The following is a 20,761-nucleotide window of genomic DNA, read 5'->3' as shown; positions in this document are numbered from 1 at the left end:
TCCAGAAGAAAGGAAAACCATGGGACGCCTCACTCAATTATTGATTGATACCCGTTACCAAGCATGGAAAAATAGATAAAAATCTTATGAAAAGGTAATACTCTTCGAAAATCTCTTCAAACCACGTCAGCGTCGCCTTACCGTACTCAAGTAAAGCCTACGGCTAGCTTCCTAGTTTGCTCTTTGATTTTCATTGATTATAATTTGACTTTCCTAATCTCTTTGTTCACATCTTATTTCAATATACTATAATTCCCCAATCAATTTGTTTATATTTTATTTCAATTTACTATACTTTTCTTCTATAATTAAAAATACGATTATTAATTTTTACGAATAATATAGAAAAGGAGGGAAATCATGTTTGTTGCGAGAGATGCTAGGGGACAGTTGGTAAATGTGTTAGAGGATAAGCTTGAGAAGGAAGAATATACCTGCCCAGCTTGTGGAGGTCAGCTCCGTTTGCGTCAAGGATCAAGTGTACGGACCCATTTTGCCCATAAATCTTTAAAAGACTGTGATTTTTCATTTGAAAATGAAAGTCCAGAACACCTAGCCAATAAGGAATCCCTCTATCACTGGTTGAAAAAAGAGACAGAGGTGCAATTAGAGTACCCGCTTCCAGAGCTTAAACAGATTGCAGATGTATTTGTAAATGGCAATCTAGCTTTAGAGGTTCAATGTAGTCCCTTGCCTCAAAAACTTCTTAAAGAGCGTAGTGAGGGTTATCGTAGTCAGGGTTACCAAGTACTGTGGCTGCTGGGGGAAAAACTTTGGCTCAAGGAGCGTTTGACTCGTCTGCAAGAAGGGTTTCTCTATTTTAGTCAAAACATGGGCTTTTATGTTTGGGAATTAGACAGTGAAAAACAAGTTTTAAGACTCAAATACCTGATTCACCAGGATCTCCGTGGCAAACTCCATTATCAAATCAAGGAATTTCCCTATGGTCAAAGTAGTCTACTGGAGATATTACGTCTTCCCTATAAGAAACAAAAAATATCTCGTTTTACAGTTTCTCAAGATAAGGACATCTGTCGCTATATCCGGCAACAACTGTACTATCAAAATCCCATTTGGATGAAAGAACAAGCAGAAGCCTATCAAAAGGGAGAAAATGTCCTGACTTATGGGCTGAAAGAATGGTATCCACAAATTCGACCACTAGTAGGTGATTTTTGCCAAATTGAGAAGGATTTGACTAGCTATTATAAGCATTTTCAAACCTATTATCAAGAAAATCATCAAAATGATTGGCAAAAGCTTTATCCACCAGCATTTTATCAGCAATATTTCTTGAAAAATATGGTAGAATAGAAAGGATGGAGGAATCTAATGGTATTACAAAGAAATGAAATAAATGAAAAAGATACATGGGATCTATCAACGATCTACCCAACTGACCAGGCTTGGGAAGAAGCCTTAAAAGATTTAACAGAAAAATTGGAGACAGTAGCCCAGTATGAAGGTCATCTCTTGGATAGTGCGGATAGTCTACTCGAAATTACTGAATTTTCTCTTGAAATGGAACGCCAAATGGAGAAGCTTTACGTTTATGCTCATATGAAAAATGACCAGGACACACGTGAAGCCAAGTACCAAGAGTACTATGCCAAGGCCATGACTCTCTACAGTCAGCTAGATCAAGCCTTTTCATTCTATGAGCCTGAATTTATGGAAATTAGTGAAAAGCAGTATGCTGACTTTTTAGAGGCTCAACCAAAGCTGCAGGTTTATCAACACTATTTTGACAAGCTCTTGCAAAGCAAGGATCACGTTCTATCACAACGCGAAGAAGAATTATTGGCTGGAGCTGGAGAAATCTTTGGTTCGGCAAGTGAAACTTTCGCTATCTTGGACAATGCGGATATTGTGTTCCCTTATGTCCTCGACGATGATGGTAAGGAAGTTCAGCTATCTCACGGGACTTACACACGTTTGATGGAGTCTAAAAATCGTGAGGTTCGCTGTGGTGCTTATCAAGCTCTTTATGCGACTTATCAACAATTCCAACATACCTATGCCAAAACCTTGCAAACCAATGTTAAGGTACAAAACTACCGTGCCAAAGTTCGCAACTACAAGAGTGCTCGTCATGCAGCCCTAGCGGCCAATTTTGTTCCAGAAAGTGTTTATGACAATTTGGTAGCAGCAGTTCGCAAGCATTTGCCACTCTTGCATCGTTACCTTGAACTTCGTTCAAAAATCTTGGGAATTTCAGACCTTAAGATGTACGATGTCTACACACCGCTTTCATCTGTTGAATACAGTTTTACTTATGAAGAAGCCTTGAAAAAAGCAGAAGAAGCCTTAGCAGTCTTGGGTGAGGATTACTTGAGCCGTGTTAAACGTGCCTTCAGCGAGCGTTGGATTGATGTTTACGAAAATCAAGGCAAGCGTTCAGGAGCTTACTCTGGTGGTTCTTACGATACAAATGCCTTTATGCTTCTTAACTGGCAGGACAATCTAGACAATCTCTTTACTCTTGTTCATGAAACAGGTCACAGTATGCATTCAAGCTATACTCGTGAAACTCAGCCTTATGTTTACGGAGATTATTCTATCTTCTTGGCTGAGATTGCATCAACTACCAATGAAAATATCTTGACGGAGAAATTATTGGAAGAAGTGGAAGACGACGCAACGCGCTTTGCTATTCTCAATAACTTCCTAGATGGTTTCCGTGGAACAGTTTTCCGCCAAACTCAATTTGCTGAGTTTGAACACGCCATTCACCAAGCAGACCAAAATGGGGAAGTTTTGACAAGCGATTTCCTAAATAAACTCTACGCAGACTTGAACCAAGAGTATTATGGTTTGAGTAAGGAAGACAATCCTGAAATCCAATACGAGTGGGCACGCATTCCACACTTCTACTATAACTACTATGTGTATCAATATTCAACTGGATTTGCAGCAGCCTCAGCCCTGGCTGAAAAGATTGTCCATGGTAGTCAAGAAGACCGTGACCGCTATATTGATTACCTCAAAGCAGGTAAGTCTGACTATCCACTCAATGTCATGAGAAAAGCTGGTGTTGATATGGAGAAGGAAGACTACCTCAACGATGCCTTTGCAGTCTTCGAACGTCGTTTAAATGAGTTTGAAGCCCTTGTTGAAAAATTGGGATTGGCATAAGATGGTTGAATCGTATAGTAAGAATGCCAACCATAACATGCGTCGCCCTGTCGTCAAGGAAGAAATTGTAGACTTGATGCGTCAGCGACAAAAGCAAGTCACAGGTTCCTTGAAAGAATTGGAAGACTTTGCCCGCAAGGAAAATATTCCCATTATTCCCCATGAAACGGTTGCTTATTTCCGTTTTCTCATGGAAACCATGCAACCTAAAAACATACTGGAAATTGGGACGGCTATCGGTTTTTCAGCCCTTTTGATGGCTGAACATGCGCCAAAGGCCAAGATTACAACCATTGATCGCAATCCAGAAATGATTGGTTTTGCCAAGGAAAATTTTGCCCAGTTTGACAGTCGCAAGCAAATCACTCTCCTAGAAGGAGATGCGGTGGATGTCTTATCTACACTGACAGAGTCTTATGATTTTGTCTTTATGGACTCTGCTAAGTCTAAATACATCGTTTTTCTGCCAGAAATCCTCAAACATTTGGAAGTTGGAGGTGTGGTTGTCTTGGATGATATTTTCCAAGGCGGTGATGTTGCCAAGGACATTATGGAGGTTCGTCGTGGCCAGCGAACTATTTACAGAGGACTTCAAAGACTATTTGATGCAACCTTAGACAATCCAGGACTTACCGCAACACTAGTACCTCTGGGGGATGGAATTCTCATGCTTCGTAAAAATGTAGCAGATGTTCAATTGCCTGACAGCGAATGATTTTCAGAAAAATTTAAGAAAATATAGTAAAATAGATAGAGTAACACTTATCTCAAAGGAGTAGACATGAAGAAAAAACTATTGGCAGGTGCCATTACACTATTATCAGTAGCAACTTTAGCAGCTTGTTCGAAAGGTTCAGAAGGGGCAGACCTTATCAGCATGAAAGGGGATGTCATCACAGAACATCAATTTTATGAGCAAGTGAAAAGCAACCCTTCAGCCCAACAAGTCTTGTTAAATATGACCATCCAAAAAGTTTTTGAAAAACAATATGGCTCAGAGCTTGATGATAAAGAGGTTGATGATACTATTGCCGAAGAAGAGAAACAATATGGTGAGAACTACCAACGTGTCTTGTCACAAGCAGGAATGACTCTTGAAACACGTAAAGCTCAAATTCGTACAAGTAAATTGGTTGAGTTGGCAGTTAAGAAAGCAGCAGAAGCTGAATTGACAGATGATGCCTATAAGAAAGCATTTGACGAATACACTCCAGATGTAACGGCTCAAATCATCCGTTTGGACAATGAAGACAAGGCTAAAGAAATTCTTGAAAAAGCTAAAGCTAGTGATGCAGACTTTGCTCAATTAGCCAAAGACAACTCAACGGATGAGAAAACCAAAGCGAATGGTGGAGAAATCACCTTTGATTCTGCTTCAACAGAAGTACCAGAGCAAGTCAAGAAAGCCGCTTTCGCTTTAGATGTAAATGGCATTTCTGATGTGATTACAGCAACTGGTACACAAGCCTACAGTAGCCAATATTACATTGTAAAACTCATTAAGAAAACAGAAAAATCATCTAATATCGATGACTACAAAGAAAAATTAAAAACTGTTATCTTGACTCAAAAACAAAATGATTCAACATTTGTTCAAAGCATTATCGGAAAAGAATTACAAGCAGCTAATATCAAGGTTAAGGACCAAGCCTTCCAAAATATCTTTACCCAATATATTGGTGGCGGAGATTCAAGCTCAAGCAGTTCATCAAAAGAATAGTCCAAATCAATGAGTCAGGGAAAAAACTCGACTTCAGGAAAAATGAAGTAAATCTTCCCACAATAAAACGCATAGTACAAGGTTTCAATACCTGATATGATGCGTTTTTTGATTTTCAAGACTTTTTGACCAGCCTCATTTTTTAACTTGCTACTCAGTGAAAAGCAAAGATTAAACTAGAAAGCTAGCTGTAGGTTTCTCAAAGAACAGCTTTGAGGTTGCAGATAAGTCTTATGAGGTCACCAACATATATAATGTGAAGCTGACGTGGTTTGAATAGATTTTAGAAGAGTATGAGTCTGGAAGTTTTAATGGATAATGCAAGATTCCATAGAATGGGTAAGCTAGAGTTCTTATGTGAAGAGTTTGGGCATAAACTTTTACCTCTTCCTCCCTACTCATCTTATACTCAATGAAAATCAAAGAGCAAACTAGGAAACTAGCCGCAGGTTGTACTTGAGTACGGCAAGGCGACGTTGACGCGGTTTGAAGAGATTTTCGAAGAGTATTAGTATAGAAAAGTGAATCTGAACTAGTACATCATTGCTTCTAAAAAAATTCTTATAAATTGATTTAAATTCTCAAATCACATTATTCAGTTCTTATTTCATTTTGCTTTACAATCCTGTTGAGAAGACACGTGTTCATATCAAAAAGGTATTGGCAAATTGCAATACCTTTTTACGAGGCTCTTTTGTCTTATTTTTGTTTCAACTGACTATATCTCCTATGGTTCTAGTTCAGAAGGCTAGGCTATAATTATGATTGATAAGAAGTATTATTCCAAGTATCGAGAGTGAATGTTTCAAAATCATGGGTTTCTAGAATGGTCAGGCTGGCATTTGCTAGACCACCATCTTTACGAAGAAGAGGTTCTTTATAACCTAGAAGAGTACGAAGACTGGCAGTAAGATTGGCGCCGTGTCCGACAATTAGAATACGCTCAGCTGGACTATCTTTGAGTGATTTGATAAATTGGATGGTCCGTTGTGTTGTACTGTAAAGTGACTCTGCTCCAAACATTTGAGTGTCAAATTGAGCAAGATTAGATCGGAAAGCTTTGATTTGTTGCGGGTAAATAGATTCCAAGGTTGCAATTTTCAAACCTTCCAACTTCCCAAGTTGCCATTCACGGAGATTAGGGACACTTTCTAAAGGACAGGGAGTCTTGAGTTGACTTTGGATAATCTCGGCAGATTTGACCGCTCGAGGTAAATCACTTGCATAAATCTGATCAAAAGGAATTTCCTTAAGATATTGGCCAAGTTGTTTTAGGGTTTCAATGGATTCAGGAAGAAGGGGAGAATCTCCACTAGCACCTTGAAAACGACCTTCTTGGTTCCAGAGGGTACGACCGTGGCGGACAAAGTAGAGTTTCATTACTTGCTGTCCTCCAAAATATCTACAAAGTCTGCCTTTACAAAGCTAGCTAAGTCTTGTGGCGCGATGATAATGCTGTGTCCGACTTCTCCTGCAGAGACAATCATTTGATCCAAACCTAGAGCAATTTTATCGATAAAAATGGGATAATTGTGTTTCTGACGAATTCCGACAGGATTATTAGCTCCATGAATGTAACCAGTTGTTTTTTCCAAGTCCTTTTGTGGAATCATGCTCACTTTTTTGTTGCCAGAAATTTTGGCTAGTTTCTTTTCCGACAAGTGTTGGGTGATAGGGACAATTCCGATAATCGGTCCTGTCTTGTCTCCCAGAAGCGCCAAGGTTTTGAAAATCTGATCTCGTCCATAACCTTGAGGCAGCTCTCCTTCCAGGGCATTGATTTGAATTCCCTGATGTGGGATACCTGCTTTAGACAGGATTTGTTCCACCAATGTTTTTTTGATTTTAACTTTTTTTGCCATTATTTATATTTATCCTCCAATTGACTCATCCAAATACCAAGCCAGATTCCTAGAGCAAAGAAGAAGGCGATGATGACATACCCAACAAGTGAAAGGCCTGTGTATTGGATACTTTCAGCGTTTCCTGCATTTGGAATCAAGATTAAAAGGGTACTTGATAGGACGATACCGATGATGAAATGATAGACACGTGAGTGGTAGTTGTTTAAGGCATAATCCATCAATTTTGAAAAAACGATGAGAGTGGCACCTGCCCCGATTCCAATCGGTAAGAAGGTTCCCAAGAGGTCAAAGGTTTTAAAACCAGTCAACATAGGAGCATAGAGACCCAAAATCAAAAGTAGATTTGATGGACTGAGGCCAGGAACCAATACGCCAAGAGCCAGCAGTGCACCTGCTAGGACCAAATTAAGAAAGCTGGCACTTAAGGTTCCAACGATAAAATTTAAGGCATAGAGACCTAGTCCAGAAATAATAAAGGTTGCCCAGAACCAAGCTAAATCAATCTTGTCTCGGTCAGATTCTCGAGTTGATTCTTTGAGGAGGCTAGGAACCGTACCAATGATGGCGCCCGCAAAGCTCCATAAGACAAAGACCTGATAATTTTCAAGCAGGTATTCAATCGGATAAGAAAATAGGCCAATTCCCAGAAGCATACCGATGGCAATTGGAATAAAGTACAAAACATTTTCTTTAAAGTCTTTAAAGGGATGGGCCAGAAAGCCAATCATCCGTTCATAAATTCCTAAGATTGCTGCTAGAACCCCTCCGGAAATTCCCGGTAGGATAAATCCAAGAGCAATCACAATCCCTTTAATAAGGCGCGCTAACCATGAGAGCATATAGTTCCTCCAACTATTTCTATTTCAAAAAATCCTTACTATATTGTATCACAATCAAACACAAAAAGAAAAAGCAAATGCTAAACAAATGCTTTTAAGGTTTTAAAAAGATTTTTCTAAAGGTTTCTTCTTTGTTTTTTAAGGGAGAGATGACGTTGATATCCAAATCGTGGTCAAAGCCGGCAATTTTTCCTTTAGATGTGTATTGGTGAATATCATAATCTAAATCAGTTTTAGGACTGCTCTCCAAAAATCCTGAGTTAGAGCCGTAGGACGGAATCCAAACAGAGGTAAACTTGCCTGTATCAATACTATGTTCTTCCATGAAGTAGACCCCAACGTAGATGCCGATGTTTTTAGCACCTAGTGATGCTAGCTTTGCTCGAAAGGCTTCAACACCCTCGTTCATATTGGACATGGTTTTATCTTCTACGTCTAGCCAATAGTAACTAGGACTGTAAGGAGAGGCTGCATTGTAGAAAACCTCAGCGGCTTTTTCCATTTCTTGGACACTTTTTCCAGCTACATAAGCGTAGACCCCAACTGGGACATTCCGCTTTTGAAGTTCAGTGATATGACTCTTATAGGCCTTGTCTATTCCATTGATAAAGGAAGCATCATTTTCTTTTGTTGTTTGAGCACCACTGTGAACACGAACAATAGCGCCTGAAATATTTTGTGAGAGGGCATCGTAGTTGATTTCCTCAGGACGCTGCCAGCCAGAGAGGTCAATAATCGGTTTGTCTAAGTGTTTCAAAGCCTGTGCTTCAATCTGCGCTATGTTGGATTTTGTTTTAAACGATTGGTTGTCATTAAGTGGGCGATTGATGATTAAAATGAACATCATAATCCCAAAAAAACTAAATAAAATAAGCGGATGAATTTGTTTTCTCATATCTCATAATTTTACCCTAAAAATGAAAAAAATCAAAAAAAATGGGTTAAAGAAGAGACTTTAGAGCATTTTTTCATTCAAGGGGGCGGAATGATTTGAAATATGGTATAATAAAAGGGAATTTCTACAGAAAAGAGAAGATTATGTCAAATTATGCCATTATTTTAGCAGCGGGTAAAGGGACTCGCATGAAATCTGATTTGCCAAAAGTGTTGCACAAGGTTGCGGGTATTTCTATGCTGGAACATGTTTTTCGTAGTGTGGGAGCTATCCAACCTGAAAAGACAGTAACAGTTGTAGGACACAAGGCGGAATTGGTTGAAGAGGTCTTGGCTGGACAGACAGAATTTGTGACTCAATCTGAACAGTTGGGGACAGGTCATGCGGTTATGATGACAGAGCCTATCTTGGAAGGTTTGTCAGGTCACACCTTGGTCATCGCAGGAGATACTCCTTTAATCACAGGTGAAAGCTTGAAAAACTTGATTGATTTCCACATCAATCATAAAAATGTGGCGACTATCTTGACTGCTGAAACAGATAATCCTTTTGGCTATGGACGAATTGTTCGTAATGACAATGCTGAGGTTCTTCGCATTGTTGAGCAGAAGGATGCCACAGATTTTGAAAAGCAAATCAAGGAAATCAACACTGGAACTTATGTTTTTGATAACGAGCGTTTGTTTGAGGCTTTGAAAAACATCAACACCAACAACGCTCAAGGCGAATACTATATTACAGATGTCATTGGCATCTTCCGTGAAGCTGGTGAAAAAGTTGGTGCTTATACTTTGAAAGATTTTGATGAGAGTCTGGGGGTAAATGACCGTGTGGCTCTTGCGACTGCGGAAGCAGTGATGCGTCGTCGAATCAATCATCAACACATGGTCAATGGCGTTAGCTTTGTTAATCCAGAAGCAACTTATATCGATATTGATGTTGAGATTGCGCCTGAAGTTCAAATCGAAGCCAATGTTACCTTGAAGGGGCAAACGAAAATTGGTGCTGAGACTGTTTTGACAAACGGTACTTATGTAGTGGATAGTACTATCGGAGCAGGAGCTGTCATTACCAATTCTATGATTGAGGAAAGCAGTGTTGCAGACGGCGTAACTGTTGGACCTTATGCCCACATTCGTCCAGGTTCAAGTCTGGGTGCCCAAGCACATATTGGAAACTTTGTTGAGGTGAAAGGTTCTTCTATCGGCGAGAATAGCAAGGCTGGTCATTTGACTTATATCGGAAACTGTGAAGTGGGTAGCAAGGTTAATTTCGGTGCTGGAACCATTACAGTCAACTATGACGGCAAAAACAAATACAAGACAGTCATCGGTAACAATGTCTTTGTTGGTTCAAATTCAACCATTATTGCGCCAGTAGAACTTGGTGACAATTCCCTCGTTGGTGCTGGTTCAACTATTACCAAAGACGTGCCAGCAGATGCGATTGCGATTGGTCGCGGTCGTCAGGTCAATAAAGACGAATATGCAACACGTCTTCCTCATCATCCTAATAATCAGTAGGAGCCTATCATGGAATTTGAAGAAAAAACGCTTAGCCGAAAAGAAATCTATCAAGGACCAATATTTAAACTGGTCCAAGATCAGGTTGAATTACCAGAAGGCAAGGGAACTGCCCAACGGGATTTGATTTTCCACAATGGAGCTGTCTGTGTTTTAGCAGTAACGGATGAGCAAAAACTCATCTTGGTCAAGCAGTACCGCAAGGCCATCGAGGCTGTCTCTTACGAAATTCCAGCCGGAAAACTGGAAGTAGGAGAAAATACAGACCCTGTAGCAGCTGCTCTTCGTGAATTAGAGGAAGAAACAGCCTATACAGGGAAGTTAGAACTCTTGTACGACTTTTACTCAGCCATTGGCTTTTGTAATGAAAAGTTAAAACTATACCTAGCGAGCGATTTGAAAAAGGTAGAAAATCCACGTCCGCAGGATGACGATGAGACCTTGGAAGTCCTTGAAGTGAGCTTAGAAGAAGCTAAGGAATTGATCCAATCAGGTCATATTTGTGATGCCAAGACCATTATGGCTGTTCAGTATTGGGAATTGCACAAAAAATAGAGGAGGTCAGTATGGGTAAACCTTTATTAACGGATGAAATGATTGAAAGAGCTAATAGAGGCGAAAAAATTTCAGGTCCCCCTTTGCTAGATGATGAGGAGACCAAGATTTTACCAACCTCTTCTTCACGTTTTGGTTATGCCAATCCTAAGGATCATGGTTTTAGCCAAGAAACCTTGAAGATTCAGGTCGAACCGTCTATTCATAAAAGCCGTCGCATTGAAAATACCAAGAGAAATGTCTTCAATTCTAAGTTAAATAAGATTTTATTTGCAGTCATCTTTCTCTTGATTTTGCTTGTCTTAGCAATGAAACTTTTGTAATAGAAAAGGAATTGAAATGAAAATAGGAATTATTGCGGCTATGCCAGAAGAACTGGCGTATCTGGTCCAGCATTTAGACAATGCCCAGGAGCAAGTTGTTTTAGGCAATACCTATCATACAGGAAGCATTGCCTCGCATGAAGTCGTTCTTGTAGAAAGTGGAATTGGTAAGGTCATGTCTGCTATGAGTGTGGCGATTTTGGCTGATCATTTTCAAGTGGATGCTTTGATTAACACGGGATCTGCTGGAGCAGTAGCAGAGGGTATCGCTGTTGGGGATGTCGTGATTGCTGACAAATTAGCCTATCATGATGTGGATGTCACAGCTTTTGGCTATGCTTATGGACAAATGGCGCAACAACCGCTTTATTTCGAATCAGATAAAACCTTTGTTGCCAAAATCCAAGAGAGTTTATCTCAATTGGACCAGAACTGGCATCTTGGTTTGATTGCTACAGGAGATAGTTTTGTTGCAGGAAATGATAAGATAGAAGCGATTAAGTCTCATTTCCCAGAAGTTTTAGCAGTTGAGATGGAAGGAGCAGCTATTGCTCAGGCATCGCATGCCCTTAATCTTCCAGTCTTAGTCATCCGAGCTATGAGTGACAATGCCAACAATGAAGCAAACATCTCTTTTGATGAGTTTATTATCGAAGCTGGACGTCGCTCTGCCCAAGTCTTATTAGCCTTTTTGAAGGCCTTAAATTAAGCGAAAATTTGACAGTTTTTCTAGCTTATGATAAGATTTAAGTAAAGAAAAGCTAGAAAACGTTTCAGAGGATATTATGAGTATTGAAATGACCGTCAGTGAGATTGCAGAGGTCTTAGGATTATCTCGCCAAGCAATCAATAACCGTGTCAAAGAATTACCAGAAGAAGACACAGATAAAAATGACAAAGGGGTAACAGTCGTTACCAGAAGTGGCTTGATTAAGCTAGAAGAAATCTATAAAAAAACGATTTTTGAAGATGAGCCTGTCAGTGAAGATGTCAAGCAACGTGAACTGATGGAGATTCTGGTTGATGAGAAGAATGCAGAAATTCTTCGTCTTTATGAACAATTAAAAGCCAAGGATCGTCAGTTATCAGAAAAAGACGAGCAGATGCGTATCAAAGACCGTCAGATTGCTGAGAAAGACAAACAACTGGATCAGCAACAACAATTGACTCTTCAAGCTATGAAGGATCAAGAAAATCTTAAGCTAGAGCTGGACCAAGCAAAAGAAGAAGTCCAATCCACTAAGAAAGGCTTTTTTGCTCGTTTATTTGGAGGATAATCAAGGAGCTGTTTAGGTTACATGCTAACCTGATGGCTTCTTTTGTTTGTGAATAGTATAGTTGATTAGAATAGAGACAGTAGAGGAGAGGTACAGAATGGAACGATTAGAAGATTACATTGCTTTTGATTTAGAATTTAATCAGCACGAAGGACAAACACACTTGATTCAAGTATCGGCAGTGCGTTTTAGAGATGGTCGGGAAATCGATGCTTATGATTCCTATGTTCATACCAGTGTCCCTCTAAAAAGCTTTATCAATGGTTTGACCGGGATTACAGCTGAGACCTTAAAAGATGCTCCTCCAGTTGAGAAAGTCTTAGAAGAATTCCAAGAGTTTGTGGGTTCTTTGCTGATGATAGGCTACAATGCTGCTAAAAGTGATTTACCTATTTTAGCAGAGCATGGTTTAGACTATAGCCAACAGTACAAGGTGGATTTGTATGATGAAGCTTTTGAACGTCGGAGTTCAGATTTACATGGTATTGCCAATCTCAAATTGCAAACTGTTGCCTCATTTCTTGGATTTCAAGGTCAGTCTCATAATAGTTTAGAGGATGCTCGGATGACGGCGCGTGTTTACGAATCCTTCTTAGAGTCGGATCAAGCTAGGGAATTGTTAGAGACAGAAAGTAGCTTATCAAACAATCCTTTTGGTGGCTTGGACTTGTCTCAATTATTTGACTAGGAGTGCCTATGAAACCTGAAAAACCTAAAAAATTGGGTCTTAAACAGATTTACCTCAATCTTGATAAAATCCTCTTTCTATTTTTCTTGATTTTTATGATAGTGGAGTATTTGTGGGTACCATTCAATTCATGGTTGGCTAGCTTCTTATTAGATCAGACAGGTTATCTTTTTATTTCCTATAACAATGTCTTAGCCATCCTTACTCATTCTCCATTGATTAGTCTAGCTTTTTTAGCCTTGATTGTAATTAACCTTCTGGTTGCTTATTTTCAAATAGGACTCCTCTTTATTGGTGCTCGTCATCTCCTCTATCATGAAAAGCGAAGGCTAATTGAGTATATCCGCAAGGTTTTCCATGAAAGTTTTGGATTTATGAAAAAGCTAACTTGCGCTAAAGCCTTGTTTATCTTTTTCTATATAGCTATGCTTTTTCCTTTTATACGGAAAATGCTGAAGATTTATTATCTTAATAAAATCGTCATTCCAGAGTTTATCCAAGCTTATTTAGAAGATAAATATTGGATGTGGTGGCTGAGCATCCTACTTCTATCTCTTATCTTTCTCTATGTCTCTGTCAGATTGATGTTTGCCCTTCCGAAGATTGTATATGATCAGCTGACTGTTCGAGAATCAGTGATGTTTAGCTTGGAGAAAACCAAGAAGAGAGTTACTTTTTATGCTTGGAATTTATTTTACATCTTGCTCAAAGCACATTTATTATTTTATCTTCCTTTGATTCCTTTATTATTGGCTCAAACTTTGGTAGATGATATCACTCAGAGAGAGTCTCTGATTCTTGGTATTTTGAATTTTGTCATGATTAAAAATCTCTATTATATGGCTCTGACTTATTTTTTGGTTAAATTTGTTTCATTTTTGACAGGAAAGGAGCTGGATATGCTTCCTAGGAGAGAAAAAGATCACATCGTGCGATGGGGTGTCATGACTTGTGCCAGTCTTTTCTTTGCCTTAGAAGGTTATATTTATCTGGAGGCTCCCATGGTTCATCTACCTCAACTTATTTCTCACCGAGGGGTTTCCAATGCAAATGGGATTCAAAATACAGTAGAGTCCTTGGAAACTACAGCACAACTCAAACCAGACTTGGTGGAGACGGACGTGCAGGAAACAAAAGATGGGCAGTTTGTCATGATGCATGATGCTAACTTGAAAAATCTAGCAGGTATCAATAAAAGTCCTCAAGACTTAAACTTGGAGGAGCTTAAAGGGATTGATATTTTTGAAAATGGCTACCAGACTAAAATTTCAAGCTTTGAAGATTATCTCAGTCGAGCCAACGAACTTGGTCAAAAATTACTAATTGAAATTAAAACCAGTAAAAAAGATAGTCCAGACATGATGGACCGTTTTTTAGCCCGTTATGCTGCAAAGCTCAAGATTTATGGACATCAAATCCAGTCTTTAGACTACCATGTTGTCGAAAAAGTAAGACAGTATGATGCCGAACTGCCAGTTTATTTTATCATGCCCTACAATTCTGTCTTTCCTAAAACAAGGGCGACAGGATATACTATGGAGTACTCGACCTTGGATGAATATTTTGTAAGCAAACTATGGACAACGGATCAGAAACTTTATGTCTGGACTGTCAATGATTCAGAAGCTATCAATAAATCGCTTCACTTAGGAGTAGATGGAGTGATTACAGATGATTTGGAAAAAGTTCAGTGGGAAATAGAAGTAGCCCAAGAAGATCCAGAATATACGGATTTGCTCTTGAAAAAAGCTCTGGAATTCTTTGAATTTTAGTAATAAAAAAGAGGAACAACTATTCCTTCCGTGATAGGTAAGTATTTTTCGGAGAGCCTGTTTTTTTATTTGTTGAGTCTAGGATAGTTCTTGCTGGCGATAGATAGCAAGACGAACAGCTTCTTTTGAATGTCATATAAATTTAAAATTTCTGAAAATAACGAAAAATATACTAAATTTACAAATAAGGAGCCTCTAAATCCTTTAAAATAAGCAATATATATATATAATCATCGATTTTCTAAAACAAAGTGAGGTTGAAGGAAGGGAACTAAGTTGATATAATGAAGTATTAGTAGACAATGGGCCTTTTTGTCATTTGTTTAAGATGAAAAAAGGTCATGTTTTCCTGTTTTTATTGCGAGTTGATGCCTGCATGAACATGGCTAGAGGAGCAAAGACAGGGTAGAAAGAAAGGAAAAACTATGAAACAGTTTAAAATGAATGAGCGTCAACGCTTTTCTATACGCAAGTTTTCAATTGGAGCAGTCTCAGTCTTGCTAGGGTCTGTCTTTTTTATAGCTAATCCAGCGACAGAAGTCCAGGCGGCGGAAGTAAATACAGAAGTGGTCAGTCAGGATGGAAATGGCAACACTGGGAATCCATCTGTCTTACCGCCATCAGATACAAGCAATCAAAATCTTAACGTAGAACAAGAAGGAGCTAAACCAAACACTCAAGAGACAGAGAAAAAAAGAGCCAGGAACTTCATCTAAAGATAGTGAAGGAAAAGCTAAGTCAACAGTAGAGAATAAAGGTGATGAAAAAGTTGATGGTGTAGTTAAACCTGTATCTGGTGAATTATCTACTGTGTCCGAGGTAGAAAAAGATAAAAAAGAAGTACAACCAGAGTTGGAAGAAAAATCCTCAATTATCAAAGAAGAAGCTAATAGAGAAGATAAGATAGATCAATCTCAAGAAGAAGATGGGGATCAGTTATATGATAAATTGATAGATGCATCTAAAAGATTGAAAGAATCCAATCCTGAGTCGGCAGCAGCTTTTAAAAACTTAGCAGATACTATCAACGAAAAGTTAGGACTTTCAGACGACGGAAAGATTTCTGGAGAACTTGTCGAAAAAGCTCACAAGTTACTAGATGGTAATCAAGTGATGATGTCAAAAAATGATAGTGAGGAAAATTCTGCGGAAAGAGGAGTTCATGTAAGAAAAAGACGGAATATAGCAGGATTAACAATTGGGAGATGGAATGCAGTACGTAAACAAATAGAAGTTTCTAATATACTAGTAGTACCAGGTGGAGATAGAGTATTTGGTAATATTTTGAAAATTAGTGCTAAATCAAATCATGAGAAAATTACTAGCATATCTGTAACTGGTCATGAAAACATGGGGTTAAAGGTCGAATCTTCTGTCAATGGGAGTGAAGCATCTTTGACTTTCGACGGAATTACTCCGCGCAGGGGTCAGTATTTATTGAATGTAACAGTAACTACTTCAAGCGGTAGTCAGACGACACAATTTGGATACTATCTCCCTTTTCAGAAGCCGACTATTAATACACCAAATGATAGTACAGATGCAAGTGTCCCGAGCTTAGCAGGTAAAGCTAATGAAAAACCTAATATTGATGTGACAATTCCTTATGTTCCTAAATTACCTAATGGCGCAAAGATGAAAGTATATTTGGTAACCGGAGGTTCGGATATTTCTAATTATGGAGGGAGTACGGATGGATTAGCTTATCCGGAAGGTTATAATATACTTGCCTCTAAAGATATATCTCCTAATAATGATGGGGATGGTTCTGCACGCCAAATTACTATTACCCAGTCTGATTATAAGTCTGGAGTTAATAAGATAGGAACAGATAAATTTAGAGCACTCACTGTTATCGAAGTAAATAATAACGTAAACGATGGTAATCCACGAGAACGTGGTTCCTGGTTTAGTGATGAAAGAAGAGCGACAGCACCAGTAGCTAAAGAAGCAACACCTGAAAAACCAACAGTTGCCTCTAGCGAAGCGAATGCCAATGTAACGGTAACACCAAGTGCGAATGCAGACCATGTAGAAATTAGCATTGGAAGCGACAAAGTTGTAGCTACGAAATCAGGGTCAAGCTGGAGCCTAACACCAACAAAATCAGGTGTCAGCATTGATGGAGTAAGTGGTGTTGTTACAATTTCCCATAATGCGGCTAGTGCAGGAACTCAAGTAAGTGCGACAGCTAAACATGGTAATAGTGAAGTTAGTGCTTCTTCAACACCAGTCAGCTTGCCATCAAAACGATATTATCCAATTCCCGATTCGTATAACGTAACATCGCAACCTTCTACTCCTACTCAGCCAGACCAAGGAGCTACTGAGACTCCAACAGCTCCATCTGAGCCAGCTCCACAACCGTCTCAACCAACTGCTCCGAGTCAACCTGCAAGTCCTGCTCCAGTTTCAAGTTCAGCTCCGACTCAAGCTCCTAGAGTGGCAGCAAGTCCTTCGGCTAGCTCAACGAACACGCAAGCTCCAGCTCAAGAGCAAGTTGACAAGTCTGAACTTCGTGCCTTGACTCAAGAGTTAGACCAACACTTGAAAGCTTTGGCAACAGTATCTGATCCGAAAATCGATGCAGCCAAAACTGTCCTCCTAGATGCTCAAAAAGCTCTGGAAGATAGTGCCTTGACAGAGCAAGGTCTGCGTACTGCAGTAGAGTCTGTGAAGGCTGCCTTGGACTCTCTCAAAGATGTGAAAGCAAATGCTAGCGACAGCAAGCCTGCACAGGACAAGAAGGATGCCAAACAAGGAACGGAAGATAGTAAGGATTCAGATAAGATGACTGAAACAAACTCAGTTCCAGCAGGAGTGATTGTAGTCGGTCTACTTGCTCTTCTAGGTGTGATTGCCTTCTGGTTGGTTCGCCGTAAGAAAGAGTCAGAAATTCAGCAATTAAGCACGGAATTGACAAAAGTTCTTGGACAGCTAGATGCAGAAAAAGCGGATAAAAAAGTCCTTGCTAAAGCCCAAAAACTTCTCCAAGAAACCCTTGATTTCGTGAAAGAAGAAAATGGCTCAGCAGAGACAGAAGCTAAACTAGTAGAGGAGTTTAAAGCAACCCTTGCCAAACTCAAGTAAAACATGATTTATGAAATGTCAAATCTAAAAGACGTTTCCGTTCACAAAAGCAGCGATGAGTAACCCTTGTCGTTGCTTTTTGGCTATTTTGGGGGATAAGATCCGCCTTGACTAGCAAAAGAAAAGATCAGTCTAATAGTGCCCGATACGATTTTGCGTAGCAGAAAGCATACAAATTAAATTGAATATAGTAAAATAGGATTAGAAATCTTAAGAAAGTTGGTTCTTTATTGGAAACGATAATATTTTCAATCTCCGTTTTTTTAGCAGGGGTCTTGTCCTTCTTTTCTCCCTGTATTTTTCCTCTTTTGCCAGTCTATGCTGGAATTTTACTGGATGATCAGGAAAGTGCAAAAAGTTTTTCCTTATTTGGGAGAAAGGTTCTTTGGTCCGGTTTGATTCGAACACTTTGCTTTATCGCAGGTATCTCTCTCATTTTCTTTATTCTAGGCTTTGGTGCTGGCTACTTTGGTCATATTCTCTATGCCAATTGGTTTCGATATGTTATGGGAACAATTATTATCATTTTGGGACTTCACCAGATGGAAATTTTTCATTTTAAGAAATTAGAGGTTCAAAAAAGCTTTACTTTTAAGAAATCAGAAGCCAATCGTTATTGGTCAGCCTTTTTACTCGGTATTACCTTTAGCTTTGGTTGGACGCCTTGTATTGGTCCAGTTTTAAGTTCTGTTTTAGCGCTTGCGGCTTCTGGAGGCAATGGAGCTTGGCAAGGTGCTATCTATACTCTTATTTACACTCTGGGGATGGCTCTTCCTTTCTTGGTCTTGGCTCTAGCTTCAGGTGTAGTCATGCCTTATTTTAGTAAAATCAAACGTCATATGATGCTAATGAAGAAAATTGGTGGTTTCCTCATTATTTTAATGGGAATTTTGTTACTATTAGGACAAGTAAATGTTCTAGCTGGAATTTTTGAATAAAGGAGAAAATGATGAAAAAAGTAATGTTTGCTGGCTTAAGTCTCTTGTCATTAGTTGTATTGATAGCCTGTGGTGAGGAAGAAACTAAAAAAACTCAAGCCCCACAACAGCCAAAACAAGAAACGCCTGTACAGCAAATTGCTGTTGGGAAAGATGCTCCAGACTTCACCTTGCAATCCATGGATGGTAAAGAAGTCAAGTTATCTGATTTTAAGGGTAAAAAGGTTTACTTGAAGTTTTGGGCTTCCTGGTGTGGTCCATGTAAGAAAAGTATGCCTGAGTTGATGGAATTAGCTGCAAAACCAGATCGCGATTTTGAAATTCTTAGTGTCATTGCACCAGGAATTCAAGGTGAAAAAACTGTTGATCAATTCCCACAATGGTTCCAAGAACAAGGATATAAAGATATCCCAGTTCTTTATGATACTAAAGCAACAACCTTCCAAGCTTATCAAATTCGAAGCATTCCTACAGAATACCTAATTGATAGTCAAGGAAAGATTGGAAAGATTCAATTTGGTGCTATCAGTAATGCGGATGCAGAAGCAGCATTTAAAGAAATGAACTAGAATCGATAAAAATCTGATTACAAGATGTAGTCAGATTTTTTTTTAGAAAAATATTTTATAAATAGTCACAAATCTCCTATATTTATGGTAAAATAGAATCATCATTTTATTTGGAGAAGAAATATGAATATATTTAGAACAAAGAATGTAAGTTTGGATAAAACGGAGATGCACAGGCATTTGAAGTTATGGGATTTGATTTTGCTGGGTATCGGAGCCATGGTAGGGACAGGCATCTTTACAATTACAGGTACTGCAGCTGCCACACTTGCTGGTCCAGCCCTAGTGATTTCAATCGTCATTTCTGCCTTGTGTGTGGGATTATCAGCCCTCTTTTTTGCAGAATTTGCTTCACGAGTACCTGCTACAGGTGGTGCCTACAGTTATCTCTATGCTATTTTAGGAGAATTCCCAGCCTGGTTGGCTGGTTGGTTAACCATGATGGAGTTCATGACAGCCATATCAGGCGTAGCTTCGGGTTGGGCAGCTTATTTTAAAGGCTTGCTCTCTCAATACGGGATAGCCCTTCCTCAGCCTTTAAATGGTACCTTTAATCCTCAAGCAGGGACATTTGTTGATTTATTGCCTATTCTTGTCTTGGTATTGGTGACCTCGCTTGTTTTACTCAATGCTAAAGCAGCCTTACGCTTTAATTCTATTCTAGTTATTTTGAAATTCTCGGCTTTAGCTCTCTTTGTTTTAGTAGGAATTTGGCATATCAAACTTGATAATTGGAGTAATTTTGCTCCTTATGGTTTTGGACAAATCTATGGTGCTAGTACTGGTATTATGGCTGGTGCCTCCTTAATGTTCTTCGGTTTTTTGGGATTTGAATCCATCTCTATGGCTGTAGATGAGGTCAAGATTCCTCAAAAAAATATTCCTAGAGGGATTGTCTTATCGCTTTCTATCGTAACCATTCTCTATGCCTTGGTGACGCTTGTTTTGACTGGTGTGGTTCACTATAGTCATTTAAATGTCAATGATGCCGTTGCCTTTGCCCTTCGTAGCGTTGGGATCAGTTGGGCAGCCAACTATGTGTCATTAGTGGCTATCTTGACCTTGATTACAGTTTGTATCTCGATGACCTATGCCCTATCGCGTATGATTTACAGTTTAGCGCGCGATGGCTTAATGCCTGCCGCCTTTAAAGAACTAACGAAGACTAGCAAGGTACCAAAGAATGCTACTATTTTAACAGGTCTAGCTTCAGCAGTAGCAGCAGGAATGTTCCCTCTTGCTAGTATCGCAGCCTTCTTAAATATTTGTACCTTAGCCTACTTGATTATGCTAGCTTACGGCCTGATTCGCTTACGGAAAGAAAAAGGAATGCCCAAAGCAGGAGAATTTAAAACACCATTGGTACCCTTATTACCGATTTTATCAATCATCATTTGTCTATCCTTCATGTTACAGTATAATATGGAAACTTGGATTGCTTTCCTAGTTGCTTTGTTGATAGGAAGTATTATTTACTTCACTTATGGTTATAAGCATTCTACCATAGAAGAATAATACTCTTCGAAAATCTCTTCAAACCACGTCAGCTTCGCCTTGCCGTATGTATGGTTA

20 protein-coding genes and 2 pseudogenes are annotated in these 20,761 nt (G+C 39.2%); 18 read left to right on the top strand and 4 right to left on the bottom strand.

The features are described 5' to 3' along the window. The first annotated feature begins 360 nt into the window (after window positions 1-360). The 5 genes and pseudogenes from HT719_RS09365 to HT719_RS09345 form a co-directional block, all read left to right on the top strand. Window positions 361-1,314, top strand: a complete 954-nt coding sequence (locus tag HT719_RS09365; protein ID WP_172928991.1) for a competence protein CoiA family protein — start codon at window positions 361-363, stop codon at window positions 1,312-1,314. A gap of 18 nt (window positions 1,315-1,332) precedes the next feature. Next, entirely contained in the window at window positions 1,333-3,135 is a 1,803-nt protein-coding gene (pepF, locus tag HT719_RS09360) for an oligoendopeptidase F (protein WP_172928989.1), read from the top strand. 1 nt (window position 3,136) lies between these two features. Next, window positions 3,137-3,850: an O-methyltransferase gene (locus HT719_RS09355; protein ID WP_012972506.1), complete on the top strand. Its 714-nt coding sequence runs from the start codon at window positions 3,137-3,139 to the stop codon at window positions 3,848-3,850. A gap of 66 nt (window positions 3,851-3,916) precedes the next feature. Then, window positions 3,917-4,855 (top strand): peptidylprolyl isomerase PrsA, encoded by a 939-nt coding sequence (gene prsA, locus HT719_RS09350; protein ID WP_172928987.1) that lies wholly within the window; start codon window positions 3,917-3,919, stop codon window positions 4,853-4,855. Between the two features lie 305 nt (window positions 4,856-5,160). Further along, window positions 5,161-5,256, top strand: a pseudogene (locus tag HT719_RS09345) (IS630 family transposase); the annotation flags it as partial. Between the two features lie 358 nt (window positions 5,257-5,614). Here the strand turns inward: HT719_RS09345 and HT719_RS09340 are convergent. The 4 genes from HT719_RS09340 to HT719_RS09325 all read right to left on the bottom strand — a co-directional run bounded on the left by HT719_RS09340 (window position 5,615) and on the right by HT719_RS09325 (window position 8,454). After that, on the bottom strand, window positions 5,615-6,235 hold the full coding sequence (locus HT719_RS09340; RefSeq protein ID WP_050219103.1) for a histidine phosphatase family protein: 621 nt from the start codon (window positions 6,233-6,235) through the stop codon (window positions 5,615-5,617). Continuing rightward, complete coding sequence (locus HT719_RS09335) at window positions 6,235-6,717, bottom strand: aminoacyl-tRNA deacylase (RefSeq protein WP_050219104.1); 483 nt, start codon at window positions 6,715-6,717, stop codon at window positions 6,235-6,237. Before HT719_RS09335 ends, HT719_RS09340 begins: the two co-directional genes overlap by 1 nt. Next, complete coding sequence (locus HT719_RS09330; RefSeq protein ID WP_050219105.1) at window positions 6,717-7,559, bottom strand: DUF368 domain-containing protein; 843 nt, start codon at window positions 7,557-7,559, stop codon at window positions 6,717-6,719. The genes HT719_RS09335 and HT719_RS09330 overlap by 1 nt, the downstream gene beginning before the upstream one ends. Before the next feature lie 94 nt (window positions 7,560-7,653). Further along, a complete protein-coding gene (locus tag HT719_RS09325) occupies window positions 7,654-8,454 on the bottom strand; it encodes a glycoside hydrolase family 25 protein (RefSeq protein WP_172928985.1) in 801 nt (266 codons plus the stop codon). A 143-nt stretch (window positions 8,455-8,597) separates the two neighbouring features. Here HT719_RS09325 and glmU point away from each other — a divergent pair, with 143 nt between their 5' ends. The 13 genes and pseudogenes from glmU (at window position 8,598) to HT719_RS09260 (ending at window position 20,704) form a co-directional block, all read left to right on the top strand. Continuing rightward, window positions 8,598-9,977 carry a bifunctional UDP-N-acetylglucosamine diphosphorylase/glucosamine-1-phosphate N-acetyltransferase GlmU gene (glmU, locus tag HT719_RS09320; RefSeq protein WP_172928983.1) on the top strand — a complete coding sequence of 460 codons (1,380 nt, stop codon included), beginning with the start codon at window positions 8,598-8,600 and terminating at the stop codon, window positions 9,975-9,977. Between the two features lie 9 nt (window positions 9,978-9,986). Then, on the top strand, window positions 9,987-10,532 hold the full coding sequence (locus tag HT719_RS09315; protein WP_049512278.1) for an NUDIX hydrolase: 546 nt from the start codon (window positions 9,987-9,989) through the stop codon (window positions 10,530-10,532). 11 nt (window positions 10,533-10,543) lie between these two features. Then, entirely contained in the window at window positions 10,544-10,855 is a 312-nt protein-coding gene (macP, locus tag HT719_RS09310; RefSeq protein ID WP_000517861.1) for a cell wall synthase accessory phosphoprotein MacP, read from the top strand. A gap of 16 nt (window positions 10,856-10,871) precedes the next feature. Continuing rightward, on the top strand, window positions 10,872-11,564 hold the full coding sequence (locus HT719_RS09305; RefSeq protein WP_138701949.1) for a 5'-methylthioadenosine/adenosylhomocysteine nucleosidase: 693 nt from the start codon (window positions 10,872-10,874) through the stop codon (window positions 11,562-11,564). A 76-nt stretch (window positions 11,565-11,640) separates the two neighbouring features. Beyond that, complete coding sequence (gene rocS, locus HT719_RS09300; RefSeq protein WP_000021242.1) at window positions 11,641-12,132, top strand: chromosome segregation protein RocS; 492 nt, start codon at window positions 11,641-11,643, stop codon at window positions 12,130-12,132. A gap of 97 nt (window positions 12,133-12,229) precedes the next feature. Beyond that, window positions 12,230-12,820, top strand: a complete 591-nt coding sequence (locus HT719_RS09295; protein WP_000440254.1) for a 3'-5' exonuclease — start codon at window positions 12,230-12,232, stop codon at window positions 12,818-12,820. A gap of 8 nt (window positions 12,821-12,828) precedes the next feature. Next, window positions 12,829-14,592 carry a glycerophosphodiester phosphodiesterase gene (locus HT719_RS09290; protein ID WP_050246167.1) on the top strand — a complete coding sequence of 588 codons (1,764 nt, stop codon included), beginning with the start codon at window positions 12,829-12,831 and terminating at the stop codon, window positions 14,590-14,592. 425 nt (window positions 14,593-15,017) lie between these two features. Further along, window positions 15,018-15,308 (top strand): YSIRK-type signal peptide-containing protein, encoded by a 291-nt coding sequence (locus HT719_RS09285; RefSeq protein WP_007284790.1) that lies wholly within the window; start codon window positions 15,018-15,020, stop codon window positions 15,306-15,308. A gap of 1,726 nt (window positions 15,309-17,034) precedes the next feature. Then, window positions 17,035-17,238 (top strand): annotated as a pseudogene (locus tag HT719_RS09280) (hypothetical protein); the annotation flags it as partial. A gap of 27 nt (window positions 17,239-17,265) precedes the next feature. Next, on the top strand, window positions 17,266-17,682 hold the full coding sequence (locus HT719_RS09275) for an LPXTG cell wall anchor domain-containing protein (protein ID WP_172928992.1): 417 nt from the start codon (window positions 17,266-17,268) through the stop codon (window positions 17,680-17,682). Window positions 17,683-17,912: 230 nt separating this feature from the next. Then, window positions 17,913-18,620, top strand: coding sequence for a thiol-disulfide oxidoreductase-associated membrane protein CcdA2 (gene ccdA2 / locus HT719_RS09270; protein WP_138707290.1), 708 nt, complete (start codon window positions 17,913-17,915; stop codon window positions 18,618-18,620). An 11-nt stretch (window positions 18,621-18,631) separates the two neighbouring features. After that, a complete protein-coding gene (gene sdbB, locus HT719_RS09265; protein ID WP_172928981.1) occupies window positions 18,632-19,189 on the top strand; it encodes a thiol-disulfide oxidoreductase-associated lipoprotein SdbB in 558 nt (185 codons plus the stop codon). Between the two features lie 123 nt (window positions 19,190-19,312). Then, window positions 19,313-20,704: an amino acid permease gene (locus HT719_RS09260; protein WP_119919545.1), complete on the top strand. Its 1,392-nt coding sequence runs from the start codon at window positions 19,313-19,315 to the stop codon at window positions 20,702-20,704. Window positions 20,705-20,761: the final 57 nt, after the last annotated feature.

Source organism: Streptococcus sp. k-378 (assembly GCF_013277505.1).
Lineage (GTDB): Bacteria > Bacillota > Bacilli > Lactobacillales > Streptococcaceae > Streptococcus > Streptococcus pseudopneumoniae.
Note: the sequence above shows the minus strand (reverse complement) of the source record. Positions and strands in the feature narration are given on the sequence as shown.